This is a genomic window from Pseudomonas sp. SBT1-2 (assembly GCF_028640875.1).
In the GTDB taxonomy this organism is placed as follows: Bacteria; Pseudomonadota; Gammaproteobacteria; order Pseudomonadales; family Pseudomonadaceae; genus Aquipseudomonas; species Aquipseudomonas chlororaphis_I.
Map to the genome: position 1 here is coordinate 14,287 of NZ_JAQZAA010000118.1, position 16,842 is coordinate 31,128.

17 protein-coding genes are annotated in these 16,842 nt (G+C 63.3%); 5 read left to right on the plus strand and 12 right to left on the minus strand.

Annotated features, from left to right (window positions below; translation table 11 throughout):
- Positions 1-38 precede the first annotated feature (38 nt).
- The 7 genes from PVZ78_RS30855 to PVZ78_RS30885 are packed head-to-tail and all read right to left on the minus strand — an operon-like array spanning position 39 to position 7,636.
- Complete coding sequence (locus PVZ78_RS30855) at positions 39-1,382, minus strand: amidase family protein (protein WP_273829772.1); 1,344 nt, start codon at positions 1,380-1,382, stop codon at positions 39-41.
- Between the two features lie 36 nt (positions 1,383-1,418).
- The gene (locus PVZ78_RS30860; RefSeq protein WP_053268456.1) at positions 1,419-3,128 is read right to left on the minus strand and encodes an NAD(P)/FAD-dependent oxidoreductase; all 1,710 of its coding nucleotides are present in this window, start codon (positions 3,126-3,128) and stop codon (positions 1,419-1,421) included.
- Positions 3,129-3,146: 18 nt separating this feature from the next.
- Positions 3,147-3,617 (minus strand): aromatic-ring-hydroxylating dioxygenase subunit beta, encoded by a 471-nt coding sequence (locus PVZ78_RS30865; protein ID WP_009047599.1) that lies wholly within the window; start codon positions 3,615-3,617, stop codon positions 3,147-3,149.
- Positions 3,610-4,911, minus strand: coding sequence for a Rieske 2Fe-2S domain-containing protein (locus PVZ78_RS30870; RefSeq protein ID WP_041987007.1), 1,302 nt, complete (start codon positions 4,909-4,911; stop codon positions 3,610-3,612). Before PVZ78_RS30870 ends, PVZ78_RS30865 begins: the two co-directional genes overlap by 8 nt.
- A gap of 13 nt (positions 4,912-4,924) precedes the next feature.
- A complete protein-coding gene (locus PVZ78_RS30875) occupies positions 4,925-5,872 on the minus strand; it encodes a flavin reductase family protein (protein WP_273829773.1) in 948 nt (315 codons plus the stop codon).
- A gap of 14 nt (positions 5,873-5,886) precedes the next feature.
- Complete coding sequence (locus PVZ78_RS30880; protein WP_028681883.1) at positions 5,887-6,288, minus strand: hypothetical protein; 402 nt, start codon at positions 6,286-6,288, stop codon at positions 5,887-5,889.
- Complete coding sequence (locus PVZ78_RS30885) at positions 6,269-7,636, minus strand: MFS transporter (protein WP_273829774.1); 1,368 nt, start codon at positions 7,634-7,636, stop codon at positions 6,269-6,271. Before PVZ78_RS30885 ends, PVZ78_RS30880 begins: the two co-directional genes overlap by 20 nt.
- Before the next feature lie 119 nt (positions 7,637-7,755).
- Here PVZ78_RS30885 and PVZ78_RS30890 point away from each other — a divergent pair, with 119 nt between their 5' ends.
- On the plus strand, positions 7,756-8,643 hold the full coding sequence (locus PVZ78_RS30890; protein ID WP_257374640.1) for a LysR family transcriptional regulator: 888 nt from the start codon (positions 7,756-7,758) through the stop codon (positions 8,641-8,643).
- 45 nt (positions 8,644-8,688) lie between these two features.
- Positions 8,689-9,813 carry a GNAT family N-acetyltransferase gene (locus tag PVZ78_RS30895; protein WP_028681886.1) on the plus strand — a complete coding sequence of 375 codons (1,125 nt, stop codon included), beginning with the start codon at positions 8,689-8,691 and terminating at the stop codon, positions 9,811-9,813.
- Positions 9,814-9,828: 15 nt separating this feature from the next.
- Here PVZ78_RS30895 and aqpZ read toward each other — a convergent pair whose 3' ends face one another.
- The 5 genes from aqpZ to PVZ78_RS30920 form a co-directional block, all read right to left on the minus strand.
- Positions 9,829-10,527, minus strand: coding sequence for an aquaporin Z (gene aqpZ / locus PVZ78_RS30900; RefSeq protein ID WP_009047606.1), 699 nt, complete (start codon positions 10,525-10,527; stop codon positions 9,829-9,831).
- A gap of 387 nt (positions 10,528-10,914) precedes the next feature.
- Positions 10,915-12,747 (minus strand): ABC transporter ATP-binding protein, encoded by a 1,833-nt coding sequence (locus PVZ78_RS30905; protein WP_016704167.1) that lies wholly within the window; start codon positions 12,745-12,747, stop codon positions 10,915-10,917.
- A 139-nt stretch (positions 12,748-12,886) separates the two neighbouring features.
- On the minus strand, positions 12,887-13,450 hold the full coding sequence (locus PVZ78_RS30910) for a peptidylprolyl isomerase A (protein ID WP_007920626.1): 564 nt from the start codon (positions 13,448-13,450) through the stop codon (positions 12,887-12,889).
- Between the two features lie 3 nt (positions 13,451-13,453).
- The gene (locus PVZ78_RS30915; protein ID WP_053268459.1) at positions 13,454-14,257 is read right to left on the minus strand and encodes an alpha/beta fold hydrolase; all 804 of its coding nucleotides are present in this window, start codon (positions 14,255-14,257) and stop codon (positions 13,454-13,456) included.
- A 43-nt stretch (positions 14,258-14,300) separates the two neighbouring features.
- Entirely contained in the window at positions 14,301-15,224 is a 924-nt protein-coding gene (locus tag PVZ78_RS30920) for a LysR family transcriptional regulator (RefSeq protein WP_007920628.1), read from the minus strand.
- 49 nt (positions 15,225-15,273) lie between these two features.
- Here PVZ78_RS30920 and PVZ78_RS30925 point away from each other — a divergent pair, with 49 nt between their 5' ends.
- From PVZ78_RS30925 to PVZ78_RS30935, 3 genes are all read left to right on the plus strand, one after another.
- Complete coding sequence (locus PVZ78_RS30925; RefSeq protein WP_038581315.1) at positions 15,274-15,588, plus strand: hypothetical protein; 315 nt, start codon at positions 15,274-15,276, stop codon at positions 15,586-15,588.
- 149 nt (positions 15,589-15,737) lie between these two features.
- Positions 15,738-16,337 (plus strand): FMN-dependent NADH-azoreductase, encoded by a 600-nt coding sequence (locus PVZ78_RS30930; protein ID WP_016704169.1) that lies wholly within the window; start codon positions 15,738-15,740, stop codon positions 16,335-16,337.
- A gap of 242 nt (positions 16,338-16,579) precedes the next feature.
- A partial coding sequence (locus PVZ78_RS30935; protein WP_273828319.1) for a transposase family protein occupies positions 16,580-16,842 on the plus strand: 263 nt, incomplete at its 3' end.

Here is a 16,842-nt window from a genome sequence, read left to right on the forward strand (position 1 = left end):
AAACCGGCAGGCCGGCTCCCGCACACCCGGGCGGCGACTCAGCGCAGGGCCAGCAGGCGGCTCAGTTGCTGCGCCATGTGCAGCAGCCGGTCGTCCTGCCCGGGCAAGGCGTCGAACGACAGCCCGACCGGCAGGCTGCCGGCGGCGGCCACCGGTACGCTGACACTCGGCGCCGCCAGGTTGCTGGCCGGATCGGTGTTGCGTACGAAACGCTCGAAATGCTCCTGAGCGCCGCTGTCGCTCAGCAGCGGCGCGGTGCAGCTGACGGTCGGGTAGGCGATCAGGTCGAGCCGGTGCTGCTGGAACAGCCCGGCGTATTCGCGATCCAGGCGGATCTTGCTCATCAAGGCCTGCACGTAGTCCTCATAGGAAATGGCCGGGCTCTCCAACTGCGCCATAAGGGTCTTCTTGATCTGTGGGTCGCGGATCTGCGCCAGGATCTCGAGAAACCGCTCGCCGCAGCCAGCCTTCAGCAGGAAGCGCGGGAAGTCGATGAAGAACTCGAAGATCGGCAGCGGGAACTGGATGCTTTCGTTGATCTCGCCGATCAGGCGGTCGTCCACCGGCACCATCTCCACGCCCTGATCGGCCAGGCAATCGATCGCCGCGCGGCAGTCGCTGTGGACCTTGGTCTCCAGCTCGGACCAGAAGAACTGCTGGGGAATACCGATGCGCAGGCGCTTGGGCTCGATCGGCGCGGCGCAGGAAGCACCGGTCAGCTGCCAGTGCACGAACAGCGCGTCTTCCAGGCTGCGGGTCAGCAGGCCCGGCGAGTCCTTGGTCTGGGACACCGGGACAATGCCATCGCCGGGGTAGATCCCGGTGCTCGGGCGGAAACCCACCACGCCGCAGAAGGCCGCGGGAATCCGCACCGAGCCGCCGGTGTCGGTGCCCACCGCGCAGGGCACCAGGCCGGCGGCCACGGCCGCGGCGCAACCGCCGCTGCTGCCGCCGGCGCTGTGTTGCAGGTGGCGCGGATTGACCACCGCGCCATAGCTCAGGTTGGCCGAGGTCACGCCGAACGACAGCTCGTGCATGTTGTTCTTGCCGGCGACCCGCGCGCCCAGCGCCTTGAAGCGCTGGACGATGCCGGCGTCCGCGGCCGGCTGGTAGTCGGCCAGGCCGGGCGTGCCGGCGGTGGTCGGCAGGCCGCTGGCATTGATGTTGTCCTTGAACGAAACCGGGATGCCGTAGAGCGGCAACTGGCGCTGCTCTGGCGTGCCGGTGTCGCCGCTGAACGCCTGCGGGGCGAAGCTGATGAAGCTGTTCAGGTGCCCGGCGTCGGCGTATTGCTCGAGCAGCGTGCGGTGCCAGGAGTCCAGGCAGAGCTTGCCCTGGCGAAACCCGTCAACGAGCGCTTCGATCGAAAGCTGGCTGTACATGAAAAAGTCTCAACGAAAGTCGGTGGGGGCCTGGGCTCAGCAATAGCGGAAGTGCGATTGCAGATCGAACAGCGGGTTGCCTTCCAGCAGTTCGCCACCGAGGCTGGCGATCACCGCGCAGGCGCCGTTCAGGGCGGTCTGCACCGCGCCTTCGGCCCAGCCGCCGGTAAACGAGCTGCCGCAGCCGGCCAGGTACAGGCCGGTGTCCTGCTGCGGGTCGAGGGCGGTCTTGAACTGGTAGAACAGGCGCTGGGAGTACAGGTCGTCGCCCGGGAAGTTCAGCTTGAACGCGCCCAGGGCCTGCTTGTCGGTGAGCCAGTCGTACTCCAGTACATAACGCTGGTAGTCGCCGTTCAGCGGTACCAGGTGGCTAGCGAACTCCGGCGCGCTCATCGCCAGTTCGTCCACCAGGCGCTTGCAGCGCTGGACCTTGTCGGTCATCGAGACCATTTTGTGCGAGTCGTCTTCCCAGGTGTAACTGATCAGCACCACGCCCCAGGAGTCCGGGTCCTGCGGGGCGTAGTCCAGGCAGTAGACGCCCTTGACCAGGGTGTCGGTCTGGATGTTCTGCGCCAGGCCATGTTTGAGCCAGAACTTGTCGCGGGTCAGGATGAACAGCTTGGACGAGCCGACCATGTGGGTTTCGTTGATCGCCCGGGCGACATCGCGATTGACGAACTGCTCGGCCTGGGTCAGGCGCATGTTGACTTGCAGGGCGCGGGTGGTGGCGGTGGTGATCACCCGGTCGCAGCCATAGGTTTCACCGTTGCAGCCTTGCAGCAGGATCTGCCCGTCGGCGCCCTTGCTGATGGATTCGATGCGGGTGCGGCAGATCCGGTCGCGCAGGGCGATGCCATGGAATTCCTCGTCGGCGATCCGCTCCCAGAGCGTGGAAATGCCGTTGGGCACCAGCCGCTGGTTGACTTCGAAGGCGTTGATCACCAGGCGCAGGATCTCGGTGAACGAGGCTCGGTACACCGACTGGAAACCACCCGAGCCGATGCCCAGGGAGCCGAACAGGTGGAAATCTTCCGGCTTGCGCCAGCGCTTGCCGCCCGGTGGGTTTTTCGAGGTGAAGATCTGCACCATGGCCGAGTAGAAAGAGTGATCGCCAAAGCAGTCCAGGTAGCGTTGCCACTCCGGCTGCACTTCGGCGTATTGCTGCTTTTCCAGCAGCTCGGTGAGCAGCAGCGGCGGCGCCAGGAAGGTGCCGTCGTCCAGGCGCACGCCCTCCTTGAGAAAGGCGTTCCAGCCGCGGTGCACGGTGTTGAAGATCGGCGGTGGATTTTCCCCGGCCGGCCAGTGGTGGGTTTCGCCGCGGTAGTGGATTTCGGTGTCGACCACGCCAGGGTCGGGGAAAGCCTCAGTGGTGCCGATGCCGAAGCGGTCCAGGTAATGGAACAGGCCGACTTCGCTCGGCGGGAAACGCATGGCGCCCATCTCGGCGATGAACTGCGGTTGGGTTTCGTCGAAGCACTGGGTCAGGAAACGCCCGCCGAGGTGGTCTTTCGAGGCTTCGAACAGGGTGATGCGGGTGGCGCCGGCGCGCAGCAGTTCATAGGCCGCGATCAGGCCGCTGAGGCCGGCGCCGACGATGCCGATGTGCTTGTCGGCGATCGCCGGTGGCAGGTGACCGATGGCCTGGGTGGCACGGCGCAGGAACTGCCCATAGTCGTACAACAGGTCGATGTTGGGGAACGAGCGGGTGCCTTGGGTTTCTTCGAAACCGGAGTGGGAGGAGTTCACAGGTAAGGGTCTCGGAAATCAGATGATGAGCTGCAGGCTTTCAAACGCGCGGGACGGATTGAGCAGGAGGACTTTCTTGCGCTGGATTTTCCACTGGCCGGCGAGGCACAGCAGTTGGTGCTCCACGGTCACCGGGTAATGCCATTCGCTGTCGCCACGGGCCTCGCAATACAGCATGGGGGTCAGGCAACGGGCGCTGAGGCCGTCCGGGTCGAGGCTGATCGCCGGCCGCTGGGCGATGTGCAGGCTGCGGCTCTTGGGCTGCTGCGAGAAGTTGCGGGCGCTGGCCAGGCGGTTGATGCGCAGGGTGGTGAGGAAACGGTCCTCATACAGCAGGGAGGATTCGCGCAACGGGCAGGGTTGATCGTGGCGCAGCGGAATCCAGTAGTGGAAGTCGTCGCACAGCAGCTGTTGCCAGGCGTCGAAATCCTGTTGGTCGAGAAGCGCGATCTCTTGGTAGATCAGCTGTTCGAGGGGCGAGTTATCCATGGGCGGTCGATCCGTCTGGGGCCTGCATCAGCTGCTGCCAGGTGTTGTAGAAGTTGCGCATGGCCCGTTCGCTGGTGCCGGACACCACCTGGGTCTGCTCATGGGATTCGCCCGGTTCGAACAGGCGGGCGACGTTCACCCAGTCGTTGGCCTGGCTGCGCAGCCCGTCCATGGCCCGCTCGTACATTTCCACGTCGTCGTGGGCGACCATCGAGCACGGCGAGTTGATCAGGTTGTTGTACTGCACGGTTCTTTCCAGCAGCTGCACCGGCGCGCCAACCAGCTCGAAGATCCACGACTCGACCACGGTTTCGCAGGCCGAGACCGGGCGGATCACCCGCAGGGTCTGGATCGGTCCCTTGACCATCAGGTTGGGGAAATACACGGTGTTGTGCCGGGTATCGTCGAGGATCGCCGCGGCCTGGGTTTCGCCGTAGCTTTCGACCATCAGCTCCCAGTAACCGGGGATGCTGGAGTAGGCCTTGTGGATCGAGTTGCTGACGCCGGTATGGCCGTGGCCGTTGGGCCAGGTGCGGATGCCCATGGCGCTGAAGAACTCGTAGGACGCCATGAACGGCGAGAACAGTTCCACGGCCATCGGCGGCTGGCCGTCATGCCCGGTTTCCTTCCACAGGCGAATGGCTTCGCCGGCCGAGGATTCGTGGGCGACCATCGGATGACAGGTGTCGGTCTGGTTGTCGACCACCATCTTCCAGTTGCAGCGGTGGCGGTGCAGCAAGGGCTGGCCGATGGCGCGCAACTGCCCCTGGGGCGAGCGCATGACCATGTTGTCCAGGGTCGACAGCGAGTCGCCGAAGAACTCGTTGAAGCCGACGCCCTGCTCCTTCAGGCGCACGAACACAAAGCCCCGGTAGTTCTCCACCGCGGCCACCGGCTGCATGCCCTTGTGGGCGGCGCAGCTGCTGAGGTCGCAGTCGTCGTATTCTTTTTTCACCGGGATGCTCAGCAGCTGGCCGTCGGTCTTGAAGGTCCAGGCGTGATAGGGGCAGCGGATAAAGCGCCCGACATTGCCTTGCGGCTCGGCCAGCACTTTCACGCCCTTGTGCGGGCAGCGGTTGTGCAGCACGACGATCTCGCCGTTTTTCTGCCGGACCATGGCCAGCGGTTGGCCGGCGATGTCGCCGGTGAAGAAGTCGCCGGTTTCCGGGACCAGGCTTTCATGGCCCAGGTAGCACCAGCTGGCGGCGAACACCTGTTGTTGTTCTCGCTCGAAGAGCGACGGATCAAGGAACAGCGTGCGATGCACTTCCTTGCCGTTGAAGTAGTTGTCCAACGAGGTTCTCTCTTTAGATGACCAGTTTCAGGCTTGGGCCTTTGGCCCGGGATACGCAGGGGTAGATCTTGTTGCTGCAGGCGGCCTGCTGCGGGCTCATGATGAAATCGCGGTGATCGACTTCACCTTCCAGCACGTCCAGCTCGCACACCCCGCATTCGCCGCGACGGCAGTCGTAGAGCGGCTCCAGGCCGGCCTCTTCGAGGGCGTCGAGCAGGGACTGGCCGGGCTGCACCCGCAGGTCGATGCCGGAGTCCGCGGCATGCACGGCGAAGCCGGGTTCGTCTTCCGCCAGGGTGGTGTTGAAGATTTCGAAGTGGATGCGTTCGCGAGGAAAGCCCAGGTTCTGGGCATGGCTGAACACGTCGTTGAGCATGGCTTGCGGGCCGCACACATACAGGCGATCCCGGGGCTGCAACTGGCCCAGCACCGCGGCCACCGACGGGCGCCCCTCGGCCGAGTCGGAGCAGTGCAGGCTCAGGCTGTCCTGCAACAGCTCGCGCATCTGCGCGGCGTAGGCAGCGTCGTCCGCGCTCTTGGCGAAATAGTGCAGCCGCGCCGGGCGCTGCCGGGCTCGCAGATGCCCGAGGATGCCGGTCAACGGCGTGATGCCGATGCCGCCGGCGAGGGCGATGTCGGCGCCGTCGCTGTCGTCCAGTTGGTAGTCGAAGGCATTGAACGGGCCGTCGAGCCGTACCTGGTCGCCAACGCTCAGTTGGCGGATATAAGCGCTGCTGAGCGAGTCGGGGTTCAGGCGAATGGCGAACACCAGGCTGCCCTGGGGCAGCTCATGTTCGGCCAGTTCGACCCGGGAGTAATGACGCCATTGCTCGAGTTGGGGAATCCACCATTTGAAGTGGGCCCCGGCGGTGGCCTCGCAGGGGGCCGGCACAAGAGGCGCCAGAGTGATTTCCTTGATGCTTGGCGAGAGCATCAGGCACTGGGTGATCTGGTAATTCATGGGGTGACTCGCTGTCAGCTTAACGGTGTTTCATGCAGGTACAGCCACTGGGCCGAGTGCTCATGGATCCGGATCACCACCACCGAGAGGCGTGAGGTTTCCTTCTGCTCCAGGCGATGGGTTTCCTTGTAGCGGATCGCCGCGCTGTGGCCTTCGTGCCAGACGGTGTGCATGTCGCTGACGAGGATCTCCAGGCCGGGGCGGGCACCGACGGCGCCGCGGAACATCTGTTCGACCTGCTCGCGGCTGACGATGGCGCCTGCGGTGGTGACCATGCTGAAGTGCTCGGCGAAGGCCGGCAGCAGGCGGTCGATGGCGGCGGCGCCGTTGCCGTCCAGGTCGGTGAAGACCGCGTGGATCAGCTCGTGGACCGCATGGATGCTGTGTTTGGCCTGTTCAACGATTGTGTTGTGCATGACATTCCTTTTGCGTGGTCAGGTTGCTCATCTGCAACAGGGGTAACAGACCCATCACCGCCGCGATGACGAAGGTCAGGTGATAGGCCGGGGTAGACGCCAGGCTGGCGAGCAGCAGGTTGTAGATCATCAGGAACAGCGCGGCGCCGATGCTGAAGGACATCTGCCGGTTGATGTTCCAGATCACGCTGCCCTTGTGGGTATCGGCACCTTCGAAGTCCATCAGCGAAGTGGTTTGCGCGGTGTTGGCGCCGATGCCGCCGCCGATGCCCATCAGGCAGTAGGCGATGACGATGATCGGCAGGTCGGCGGCGCTGTCGACCAGGTACAGGGTGGCGATGCCGGCGCTGTGCAGGAGCATGCCGAGGGTGAACAGGCGCCGGGCGCCGAAGCGGTTGTAGACCCGGCCGCAGACCAGCATGGCGATGAAGGCACCGCCGGCGTAGAGGATCATGAACATGCCGGTCAGCTTGGCGCTGAAGTGCAGGCTGTTCTGCAGGAAGAAGATGCTCAGCAGGTTGACCCCGGTGAACACCCCGGGAATCGCGTAGTAGATGAAGATTGAGGTGCTGAGCTTCTTGCTCTTGAGCAGGCTCAACTCGACGATGGCGTTGTCGCAGCGGCGGTAGTGCAGGACATACAGCACCACGCAGGTGCCCCCCAGCATCAGGCAGCTCAGGGCGGCCAGCGGCGGGTAGTCGCCGCCGTACAGCGACATGCCCATCAGCAGGCTGCCCAGGGCCGCGCTGACCAGCAGCAGGCCCTTGATGTCCGGGCGCGCCAGGCTGGCGGGCCGGGCTTCCTTGATCCACAACCAGGACAGGGCGGCGGCGATCAGCGAGAACGGAATGTTGCTGTGGAACACCCAGCGCCAGGAGCTGCTGTCGACGATCACGCCGCCGATGGTCGGCGAGATGGCCGGGGCGATCAGGGCGACGGCCATCACCAGGGTGGAGATCTTGGCCCGCTGCGGGCCCTGGAACAGGTTGAAGGTCAGGGCCTGGCCCACCGGGATCAGCAAGCCGCCGCCGATGCCCTGGACGAAGCGCCAGATCACCAGCTCATGGAAGCTGCCGGCCATCCCGCACATCCATACGGCGGTGCTGAACACCAGCATCGAGGCGGTGAGGGTTTCGCGGCTGCCGAATCGTCCGGCCAGCCAGGTGCTTACCGGAATGATCAGGGTCAGGCCGAGAATATAGGCATTGGCCACCCAGGCCACGGATGAAGTCGAGACTTGCATGTCATGGGCAATACTCGGTAAAGCCACGGCCGACATGAATATGTTTATACAGTCGATAAAGAATCCGATGAGGAATATAAGAGCCACTTTGTAGCGATAAGTCATATGATCTCCCTTTTGCGGCGGGATCATAGGAGCGATAGACCGAGGGTGTCGATACGCCTATACTTGAAACATTGTTTGATGGGATTTAACAATGATTTACAAAAACAGTGAGCTATAACATGCACACGCATCTAAATCGCGTCCAGACATTCCTGGCGGTTGTCGATTTCGGTTCCTATACCAAGGCGGCCAATTACCTGTGCATCAGCAAAGCCATGGCCAGCCTGCATGTCAAGGCGCTCGAGGAAGTTTTGTCGGCGACCCTGTTGATCCGCAATACCCGCAATATATCCCTGACGGAAATAGGCCAGGACTTTTATAACGAGTTCAAGGGCATTGTCGCGGATATCGACAATGCCTTCGAAAATGTCCTGCACGGGCATAATCGTATTTCCGGTAAGTTGCGGTTCAGTTCAACTAGCGAGTATGGCGAACGCTATATACTGCCGATCATTTCCAAGTTCACCGAACGTTATCCGGAGATCCGTCTTTGTTATAACTTCAACTCTTCGTTGAATGATCTGGTGGCGGAAAAACTCGACCTGGTGATCCGCCTGGGCAACCTCGCCGACTCGGCTTTCAAGAGCCGCAAGCTGGCCGACTACGACATCGTCCTGGTGGCCAGCCCGGACTTTCTGGTGCGCCATCCGGTGGTCGAGCCCCTGGACCTGAACAGCGTGCCGTGGATCGCCAACAGCAACCTGCAAGGGCCGACCAACTGGACCCTGAACCACCCGCAACTGGGCCAGGTCGAGGTCAGCGGGCCCAATCATTTCGAGTCCAATTCTTCCACCGCCATTCGCGCCATGACCCTGTCGTCCCTGGGGGTGTCGGTACTGCCCGGCTGGGTGGTCGAGGACGACCTGGCGAGCGGCCGACTGGTGCGCCTGCTGCCCGACTACGCCTTGCCTTCGCAGTCGGTGAACGTGGTGTTTCCCAACAGTTCGCACCTGCCGCACAAGTCGCGGGCGTTCATCGATTTCCTGTTGCTGCACCTGGGGCAGTGATCGGCGATACTCGGCGCGTTCGTGGACACACTTGCGGGGAACCCAATGCCGTTGCAATCCTTGACCAGCCTGGCCGCCGTCGATCCGCAGCAATGGGACGGCCTGCTCAGTGACGGCCAGCCGTTTCTGCGCCACGCCTTTCTCAGCACGCTGGAAGACAGCGGCAGCCTCGGCCCGCGTTCCGGCTGGCAGGCCGAGCACCTGCTGCATGTGCAAGACGGGCGCCTGATCGCGGCGTTGCCCAGCTACCGCAAGTGGCATTCCTACGGTGAGTACGTGTTCGACCATGGCTGGGCCGACGCCTGCGCCCGGGCTGGCATCGAGTATTACCCCAAGCTGCTGAGCGCCGTGCCCTTCAGCCCGGTCAGCGGCGCGCGGCTGCTGGCGGCGACCCTGGAAGACGGCCTCGAACTGCTGCAAAGCCTGCCCGGTTACCTGGAGATCGAAGGGCTGTCCAGCGCCCATATCAACTTCACCGATGCCTTTACCGATGCCGCCCTGGCCGGGCAGGACGGCTGGTTGCAGCGCCTGGGTTGCCAGTTCCACTGGCAGAACCGTGGCTATCGGGACTTCCAGGACTTTCTCGATAGCCTCAGCTCGCGCAAGCGCAAACAGATGCGCAAGGAGCGCGAACAGGTGGCGGGGCAGGGCATCGAGTTCGAGTGGCTCGAAGGCCGGCAGCTCAGCGAGGCGCAGTGGGATTTTGTCTACGCCTGTTACGCCAACACCTATGCGGTGCGGCGCCAGTCACCCTACCTGACCCGGGCCTTTTTCAGCCTGCTGGCCGAACGCATGCCCGAGGCCATCCGCGTGGTGCTGGCCAAGCAGAACGCCAGGCCGGTGGCCATGGCCTTCAGCCTGATCGGTGGCGACAGCTTCTACGGGCGTTACTGGGGTTGCCTGGCGGAGTTCGATCGCCTGCATTTCGAAACCTGTTTCTACCAGGGCATGGACTATGCGATCGCCCAGGGCATGCAGCGTTTCGACGCCGGTGCCCAGGGCGAGCACAAGTTGATTCGGGGGTTCGAGCCGGTGATTACCCGGTCCTGGCACTACCTGCGCCACCCCGGCCTGAAAGCGGCGGTGGAGGATTTTCTCCGGCAGGAGCGGGCGGGCGTGCTGGCTTACGCCGAAGAGGCGAGGGCCGCGCTGCCGTATCGGCAGGCGTGACCCTCGGGGTGGTTTTCAGCTGTCTTCCTTGCCCAGCCAGCGGTAGATACCGCCGCCGACCACCGCGCCGAGAATCGGCGCCAGCCAGAACAGCCACAGTTGCTGGATCGCCCAGCCACCGACGATCAAGGCCGGCCCGGTGCTGCGCGCCGGGTTGACGGAGGTGTTGGTCACCGGGATCGAGATCAGGTGGATCAGCGTCAGCGCCAGGCCGATGGCGATTGGCGCGAAGCCCACCGGCGCACGTTTATCGGTGGCGCCGAGGATGATCACCACGAACATCCCGGTCATCACCAGCTCGCTGACAAAACCCGCCGCCAGTGAATAGCCTCCCGGCGAATGTTCGCCATAACCGTTGGAAGCCAGCCCGCTGGCCAGCTCGAATCCCGGCTTGCCGCTGGCGATGAAGTACAGCAGCGCCGCGGCGATCACCCCGCCTAGCACTTGCGCGATGACATAGGCGGGCAGTTCCTTGAGCGGAAAACGCCCGCCGACCACCAGGCCGACGGACACCGCGGGGTTGAGATGACAGCCGGAGATATGGCCGATGGCGAAGGCCATGGTCAGGACGGTAAGACCGAAGGCCAGCGCCACGCCGAGCAGGCCGATGCCGACCTCCGGGAACGCGGCCGCCAGTACGGCGCTGCCACAACCACCCAATACCAGCCAGAAGGTACCTAACAACTCAGTGACTGAACGTTTGAACAGAGACATGAAGTTATCCTTTTAGGTCGACTATCGATGCGATAAAGCCGTGATGCGGCCGTGCAGGCTGGCCGCAGGCCCTGGTCCAGAACCTAGGCTCAGTACAGCAGGCTTTTTTTACAAATCCAGTGCGAAAAAAAACGCCAGGGCCCGATGTAACGGGCCCTGGCGTTTTTCTGTAGCCGCTGGCGCAGCCTGCGATGGGCGGGTAGTGATTGAAGTAGCCGCCCCCTTGTAGCCGCTGCCGAAGGCTGCGATCGGCCGCGCAGCGGTCGTAAATCTTGCAACCGTGATCTGCCTGAAGGAGCGCATTCGCCGGTTTGCGACTGCTTCGTCGGAATGCCGCCCAAGCCGATCGCAGCCTCGCAGCCTCGGCAGCGGCTACAGGGCTACAGGTCAGTCGATACCGACAAAGCCTCCGGTCTGGTGCTGCCACAGGCGCGCATACAGGCCACCGTGGGCCAGCAGCTCGGCATGGCTGCCGGTCTCGGCGATGCGGCCTTTTTCCAGGACCACCAGGCGGTCCATGCGGGCGATGGTCGAGAGCCGGTGGGCGATGGCGATCACGGTCTTGCCCTGCATCAGGGTCTCCAGGCTTTCCTGGATCGCCGCCTCGACTTCCGAGTCCAGGGCCGAGGTGGCCTCATCCATGATCAGGATCGGCGCATCCTTGAGCAGCACCCGGGCAATGGCGATGCGCTGGCGCTGGCCGCCGGAGAGTTTCACCCCGCGCTCGCCGACATGGGCATCGAAGCCGGTGCGGCCCTGGGCGTCGGAGAGCAGCGGGATGAACTCATCGGCGCGGGCCTTGCGCACCGCTTCCCAGAGCTCCTCGTCGGTAGCGTCGGGCTTGCCGTACAGCAGGTTGTCGCGGATCGAACGGTGCAGCAGCGAGGTGTCCTGGGTGATCATGCCGATCCGTTCGCGCAGGCTTTCCTGGGTCACCTCGGCGATGTTCTGGTTGTCGATCAGGATGCGTCCGCTCTCCAGGTCATAGAGCCGCAGCAACAGGTTGACCAGGGTCGACTTGCCGGCGCCGGACGGGCCGATCAGGCCGATCTTTTCCCCCGGCTTGATGATCAGGTTGAGGTCGCTGATGACCCCGGTCTTTTTCCCGTAGTGGAAATCCACATGCTCGAAACGCACTTCGCCGCTGGCCACCGCCAGGCGCGGCGCCTGTTCGCGGTCGCTGACGCTGATGGGCTGGGCGATGGTCTGCAGGCCGTCCTGGACCATGCCGATGTTCTCGAAGATGCCGTTGACCACCCACATGATCCAGCCGGACATGTTGACGATGCGGATCACCAGGCCGGTGGCCAGGGCGATGGCGCCGACCGAGATCAGCGACTGGGTCCACAGCCACAGGGCCAGGCCCGTGGTGGAGACGATCAGCAGGCCGTTCATGGCGGTGATCACCACGTCCATGCTGGTGATGACCCGCCCGGCCAGCTGGCTTTTCTCGGTCTGCTCGCCGATGGCTTCGCGCGCGTAGTTCTGCTCGAAGTGGGTGTGGGCGAACAGCTTGAGGGTGGTGATGTTGGTGTAGCCGTCGACGATCCTGCCGACCAGCTTGGAGTTGGCGTCCGAGGAAATCACCGAACGTTCCTTGACCCTGGGCACGAAGTACCAGAGCGCGCCGATGTAGCTGGCGATCCAGATCAGCAGCGGGATCATCAGGTGCCAGTCGGCCTCGGCGAATAGCACCAGGGAGCTGACCGCATAGATCAGCACGTGCCACAGCGCGTCCACCGCCTGCACCGCCGAGTCGCGCAGCGAGTTGCCGGTCTGCATGATGCGCTGGGCGATGCGCCCGGCGAAGTCGTTCTGGAAGAAGTTCAGGCTCTGCTTGAGCACATAGCTGTGGTTCTGCCAGCGAATCAGGCTGGTCATGCCCGGGCTGATGGTCTGGTGCACCAGCAGGTCGTGCAGGGCGACGAACAGCGGTCGGAAGATCAGCGCGACCACCGCCATCCAGGCCAGCTCGAGGCCGTGGGTCTTGAAGATCTCGACATTGGGCGTGCCCTGGGCCAGGTCGATGATCGTGCTCAGGTAGCTGAACAGCGACACTTCGATCAGCGCGACGAACAGGCCGACCACCAGCAGGGCGACGAAGCTCGGCCAGACTTGCTTGATGTAATAGAGGTAGAAGGGCAGTACGCGGTTGGGGGGAGCGGCAGTGGGAGCGTCGCGGAAAATATCGATCAGCTGTTCAAAACGACGATAGAGCATGGGATCTGACGCCCGCGTGGCGGGCTCTCCTTATCAGTAAGCAGGCGCAGCGCCGTGTCGGCGCTGCGCCGGGACTCCCGGCGAAGCCTTGGGCTCTGTACGAAAAGTCGGCGGATGTAGCCACTTTCCGTACAGGGCCTTAGTCGATGCGCTTGGCCGACTTGATCAGCACGGGGTCGATCGGCACGTTCTGCATGCCTTGTTTGGTGGTGGTCTGCGAGTTGACGATCTGGTCGACCACGTCCATGCCGCTCACCACCTTGGCGAACACCGCGTAACCGGCATCGCGGCCCGGATCGAGGAAGGCGTTGTCGGCGACGTTGATGAAGAACTGGCTGGTGGCCGAGTTCGGGTTCGAGGTGCGGGCCATGGACAGGGTGCCACGTACGTTATGCAGGCCGTTGCTGGCTTCGTTCTTGATCGGGTCGCGGGTTTCCTTCTGCACCATCTGCGGGGTGAAGCCGCCGCCCTGGACCATGAAGCCCGGGATCACCCGGTGAAAGATGGTGTTGGTGTAGAAGCCACTGTCGACGTAGTCGAGGAAGTTCTTGCTGGAGATCGGCGCCTTGACCGGGTCCAGTTCGACTTCGATCTTGCCGAAGCTGGTGTCCAGCAGGACGTGAGGCGCCTTGGCCGGCTGGGCGGCCATCAGGTTGGCAGCGAACAGAACGGAGCCGGCGACGAGGGCGATTTTTTTCAGCATGGGTCAGTGATCCTGGGTGGTGGTGTCGACTGCGGTTAAAAACTCGAGCAGGGTTTGGTTGAAGCGTTGCGGCTGGTCCAGCGGCGTGGCGTGACGCGAATCGGCGATCACCACCAGGCGCCCGTCGGGCAGCAGTTTCACATAGCTTTCTTTCAGTGCGACCGGGGTGTAGTCACGGTCGGCGCTGATGACCAGGGTTGGACAGGCGACTTGCGAAAGTCGTTCCTGGACCCCCCAGCCAACGATGGCATCGAAGCTTGCGAGATAAGCACGTTTGTCGTTTTTTGCCCAGCGCTCGGCCATCTTTTGCCGCAGCTCGGCCTGCTCCGGCTTGGGGAACAGTTTGCCGGCCAGGGCGATGCCGATGGCTTCGAGGCTGAGCAGGCGCATCAGGCTCCAGCGCTTGAACCACTGCCAGGCGTCGTTGGCGCTGCGGATCTTCACCTCGGGCGCGCTGTTGACGATGCACAGGCTTTTCAGCAGCCCGGGCTGATCCACCGCGAGCTGGAAGGCGATCATGCCGCCCATGGACAGGCCCGCCAGGTGCACCCGCGACAGGTTCAGGTGCTCCAGCAGGGCGACCAGGTCGGCGCTGAAACCGGCGATGCTGTAGGGCCCGCGGGGCTTGTCGGAACGGCCATGGCCACGCACGTCGGGGAGGATCAGGCGGTAATGGGCGGACAGCTCGGCGATCTGCTTTTCCCAGTCCCGGGTGCTGGAGCCGAGCCCGTGAACCAGCACCAGCGGTTCGCCATGGCCGTATTCCTCGTAGTGCAGGGTGCATCCTTCGTGTTCGAAATAGGCCATGGCTGAATTCCTGTTCAGGCGCGTGGAGGGTTCAAGTGTCGGTTCAGGCTTGTTCCGGGGCGGCGAAGGGCGCGTCCAGCGGCGCGGTGTCGAAGGTGCGCAGCAGCTCGACGAGGATCTGCGTGGCCGGGCCCAGGGGTTTGTCCTTGTTCGAATACAGGTAGAAGGTCGGGTGCCGGCTGCCGCCCTGGTCCAACGGTAGCACCTTGAGCAGGCCCTCCCGGAGTTCGCGTTCGATCATGTGGCGCGGCAGCCAGGCAAAGCCCAGGCCGCTGCCGACGAAGGTGGCGGCGGTGGCCAGGCTGCCGACGGTCCAGCGCTGTTCGGCGCCGAGCCAGCCGACGTCCCGCGGCTGCTGGCGGCCGGAGTCGCGGATCACCACCTGCAGTTGGCTTTCCAGGTCCTGGAAATTCAGCTCGCGGTTCAGGCGGTGCAGGGCGTGTTCCGGGTGGGCCACGGCGACGAATTCCACCGAGCTCATTTCCGTGCCCAGGTAGCCGGAGATGTTGAAGCCGCTGATGGCCAGGTCGGCCACGCCTTCGAGCAGCACCTCTTCGACCCCGGACAGCACTTCCTCGCGCAGGCGCACCCGGCAGCCGCGGCTTTGCGGCATGAAGGCGGTCAGGGCGCGGACCAGGCGCGCGCTGGGGTAGGCGGCGTCCACCACCAGGCGCACTTCGGCTTCCCAGCCCTGTTCCATGTGGTGGGCCAGGTCTTCCAATTGGCTGGCCTGTTTCACCAGTTGCCGCGAGCGGCGCAGCAATACGCCGCCGGCCTCGGTGAGCACGGCCTTGCGCCCATCGATACGCAGCAGCGGCACGCCCAGTTGGTCCTGCATGCGCGCCACGGTGTAGCTGACAGACGATTGCGAACGGTGCAGCGCCTCGGCGGCCTGGGCGAAGCCGCCGTGATCGACCACGGCCTGCAGTGTTCGCCATTGATCGAGGGTAACGCGGGGCGCTTTCATGAGGAGCTCCTCTTGTCCTAAGCTGGCGCTCCTTATTGGAGACTGCCGAATGAGAAAATTCTGTTGTGTGTTGCTGGCCCTGCTGCCGCTCAGTGCGTTCGCCTATCCCATCGATGTGCAGAAACACCTCGAAGGCGTGAGCATCGACTACACCGCCTACGACACCGATGCCGACATCGGTTCGATCCAGGTGAACAACTACGGCACCACCGACGCCGCCTGCACGGTGGTCTTCCGCAACGGCCCCGAAGCCCCGCGCACGCGCAAGGTGGAAGTGGCGGCCGGCAAGTTCAAGAACGCCACGGCCAAGTTCAACCGCAGCATCATCAAGCTGCGCATCGACCTGACCTGTACCGCCAAGTAAGCGCAAAGCGGAGCAGGGTGCGCGACCTGCTCCGCTTATAAACGAATTTATTGATTGGTTATAGCAGTTATTTGCGCTTTTTCATCGATATGACTCTGTTTAATCTGCGCTCCATCGACCTACAGCATTCCCGATGGAGGCTACATCCCATGTCCCGCGTTCTGATCATCGAAAGCAGTGCCCGTCAGCAGGATTCCGTTTCCCGCCAGCTGACCCAGACCTTCATCAAGCAATGGCAGGCGGCCCACCCGGGCGACCAGATCACCGTGCGTGACCTGGCGGTAACCCCGGTGCCGCACCTGGACAGCAACCTGCTGGGCGGCTGGATGAAACCCGCCGAGCAGCGCAACGAGAGCGAAGAGGCCTCGCTGCAGCGTTCCAACGAACTGACCGACGAACTGCTGGCCGCCGACGTGCTGGTGATGGCCGCGCCGATGTACAACTTCGCCATCCCGAGCACCCTCAAAGCCTGGCTGGACCACGTGCTGCGTGCCGGCGTGACCTTCAAGTACACCGCAACCGGTCCCCAGGGCCTGCTCAACGGCAAGCGTGCCTACGTGCTGACCGCCCGTGGCGGCATCTACGCCGGCAGCACCGCGGATCACCAGGAACCCTACCTGCGCCAGGTGATGGGCTTCATCGGCATCCACGACGTCGAGTTCATTCACGCCGAAGGCATGAACCTGGGCGGCGACTTCCAGGAGAAGGGCCTGAACCAGGCCAACGCCAAACTGGCCCAGGTCGCTTAATCCGTTAATCGCCAGATAATCGCGCAGTGGTCTAGTAGGCCCTGCGCTCCCCTTCAAGTTTGTGTGCGCATCGAACCTCCCTTTGCACTTGTTGCTCCTGAGTGCTCCTGCCCGATTGAACGCTTTGCGAGATCGGGCTTTTTTTTGGTTCTTCACGGAATTCCGGGAAACACAGAAACAAGAACGCCGATTTGATTGATGATGTTCGTGCGAGCAAACACATCTAAAAAACCGGCGTTCTTATGCACGATATTAATACTTTCCTTCCTTTTTGGGAGGGCTTTTCTGTCGTCACGATCAAGCCTGATGGCGATGCCCTACAGATCGATCTGACGCCCCACACCACCCGATTCCCTTCCTGTGGTGGATGCCAAAAGCCCTGTTCAACCACTCACGAGTATTGCGAGCGAGTCGTTCGTGATTTGCCCATTCTCGGCCGTGCAGTGCGCCTCAGCGTTTTGCTCAGACGTGTTGGCTGTCGTGACTGCGGCAAACGCATGGAGAC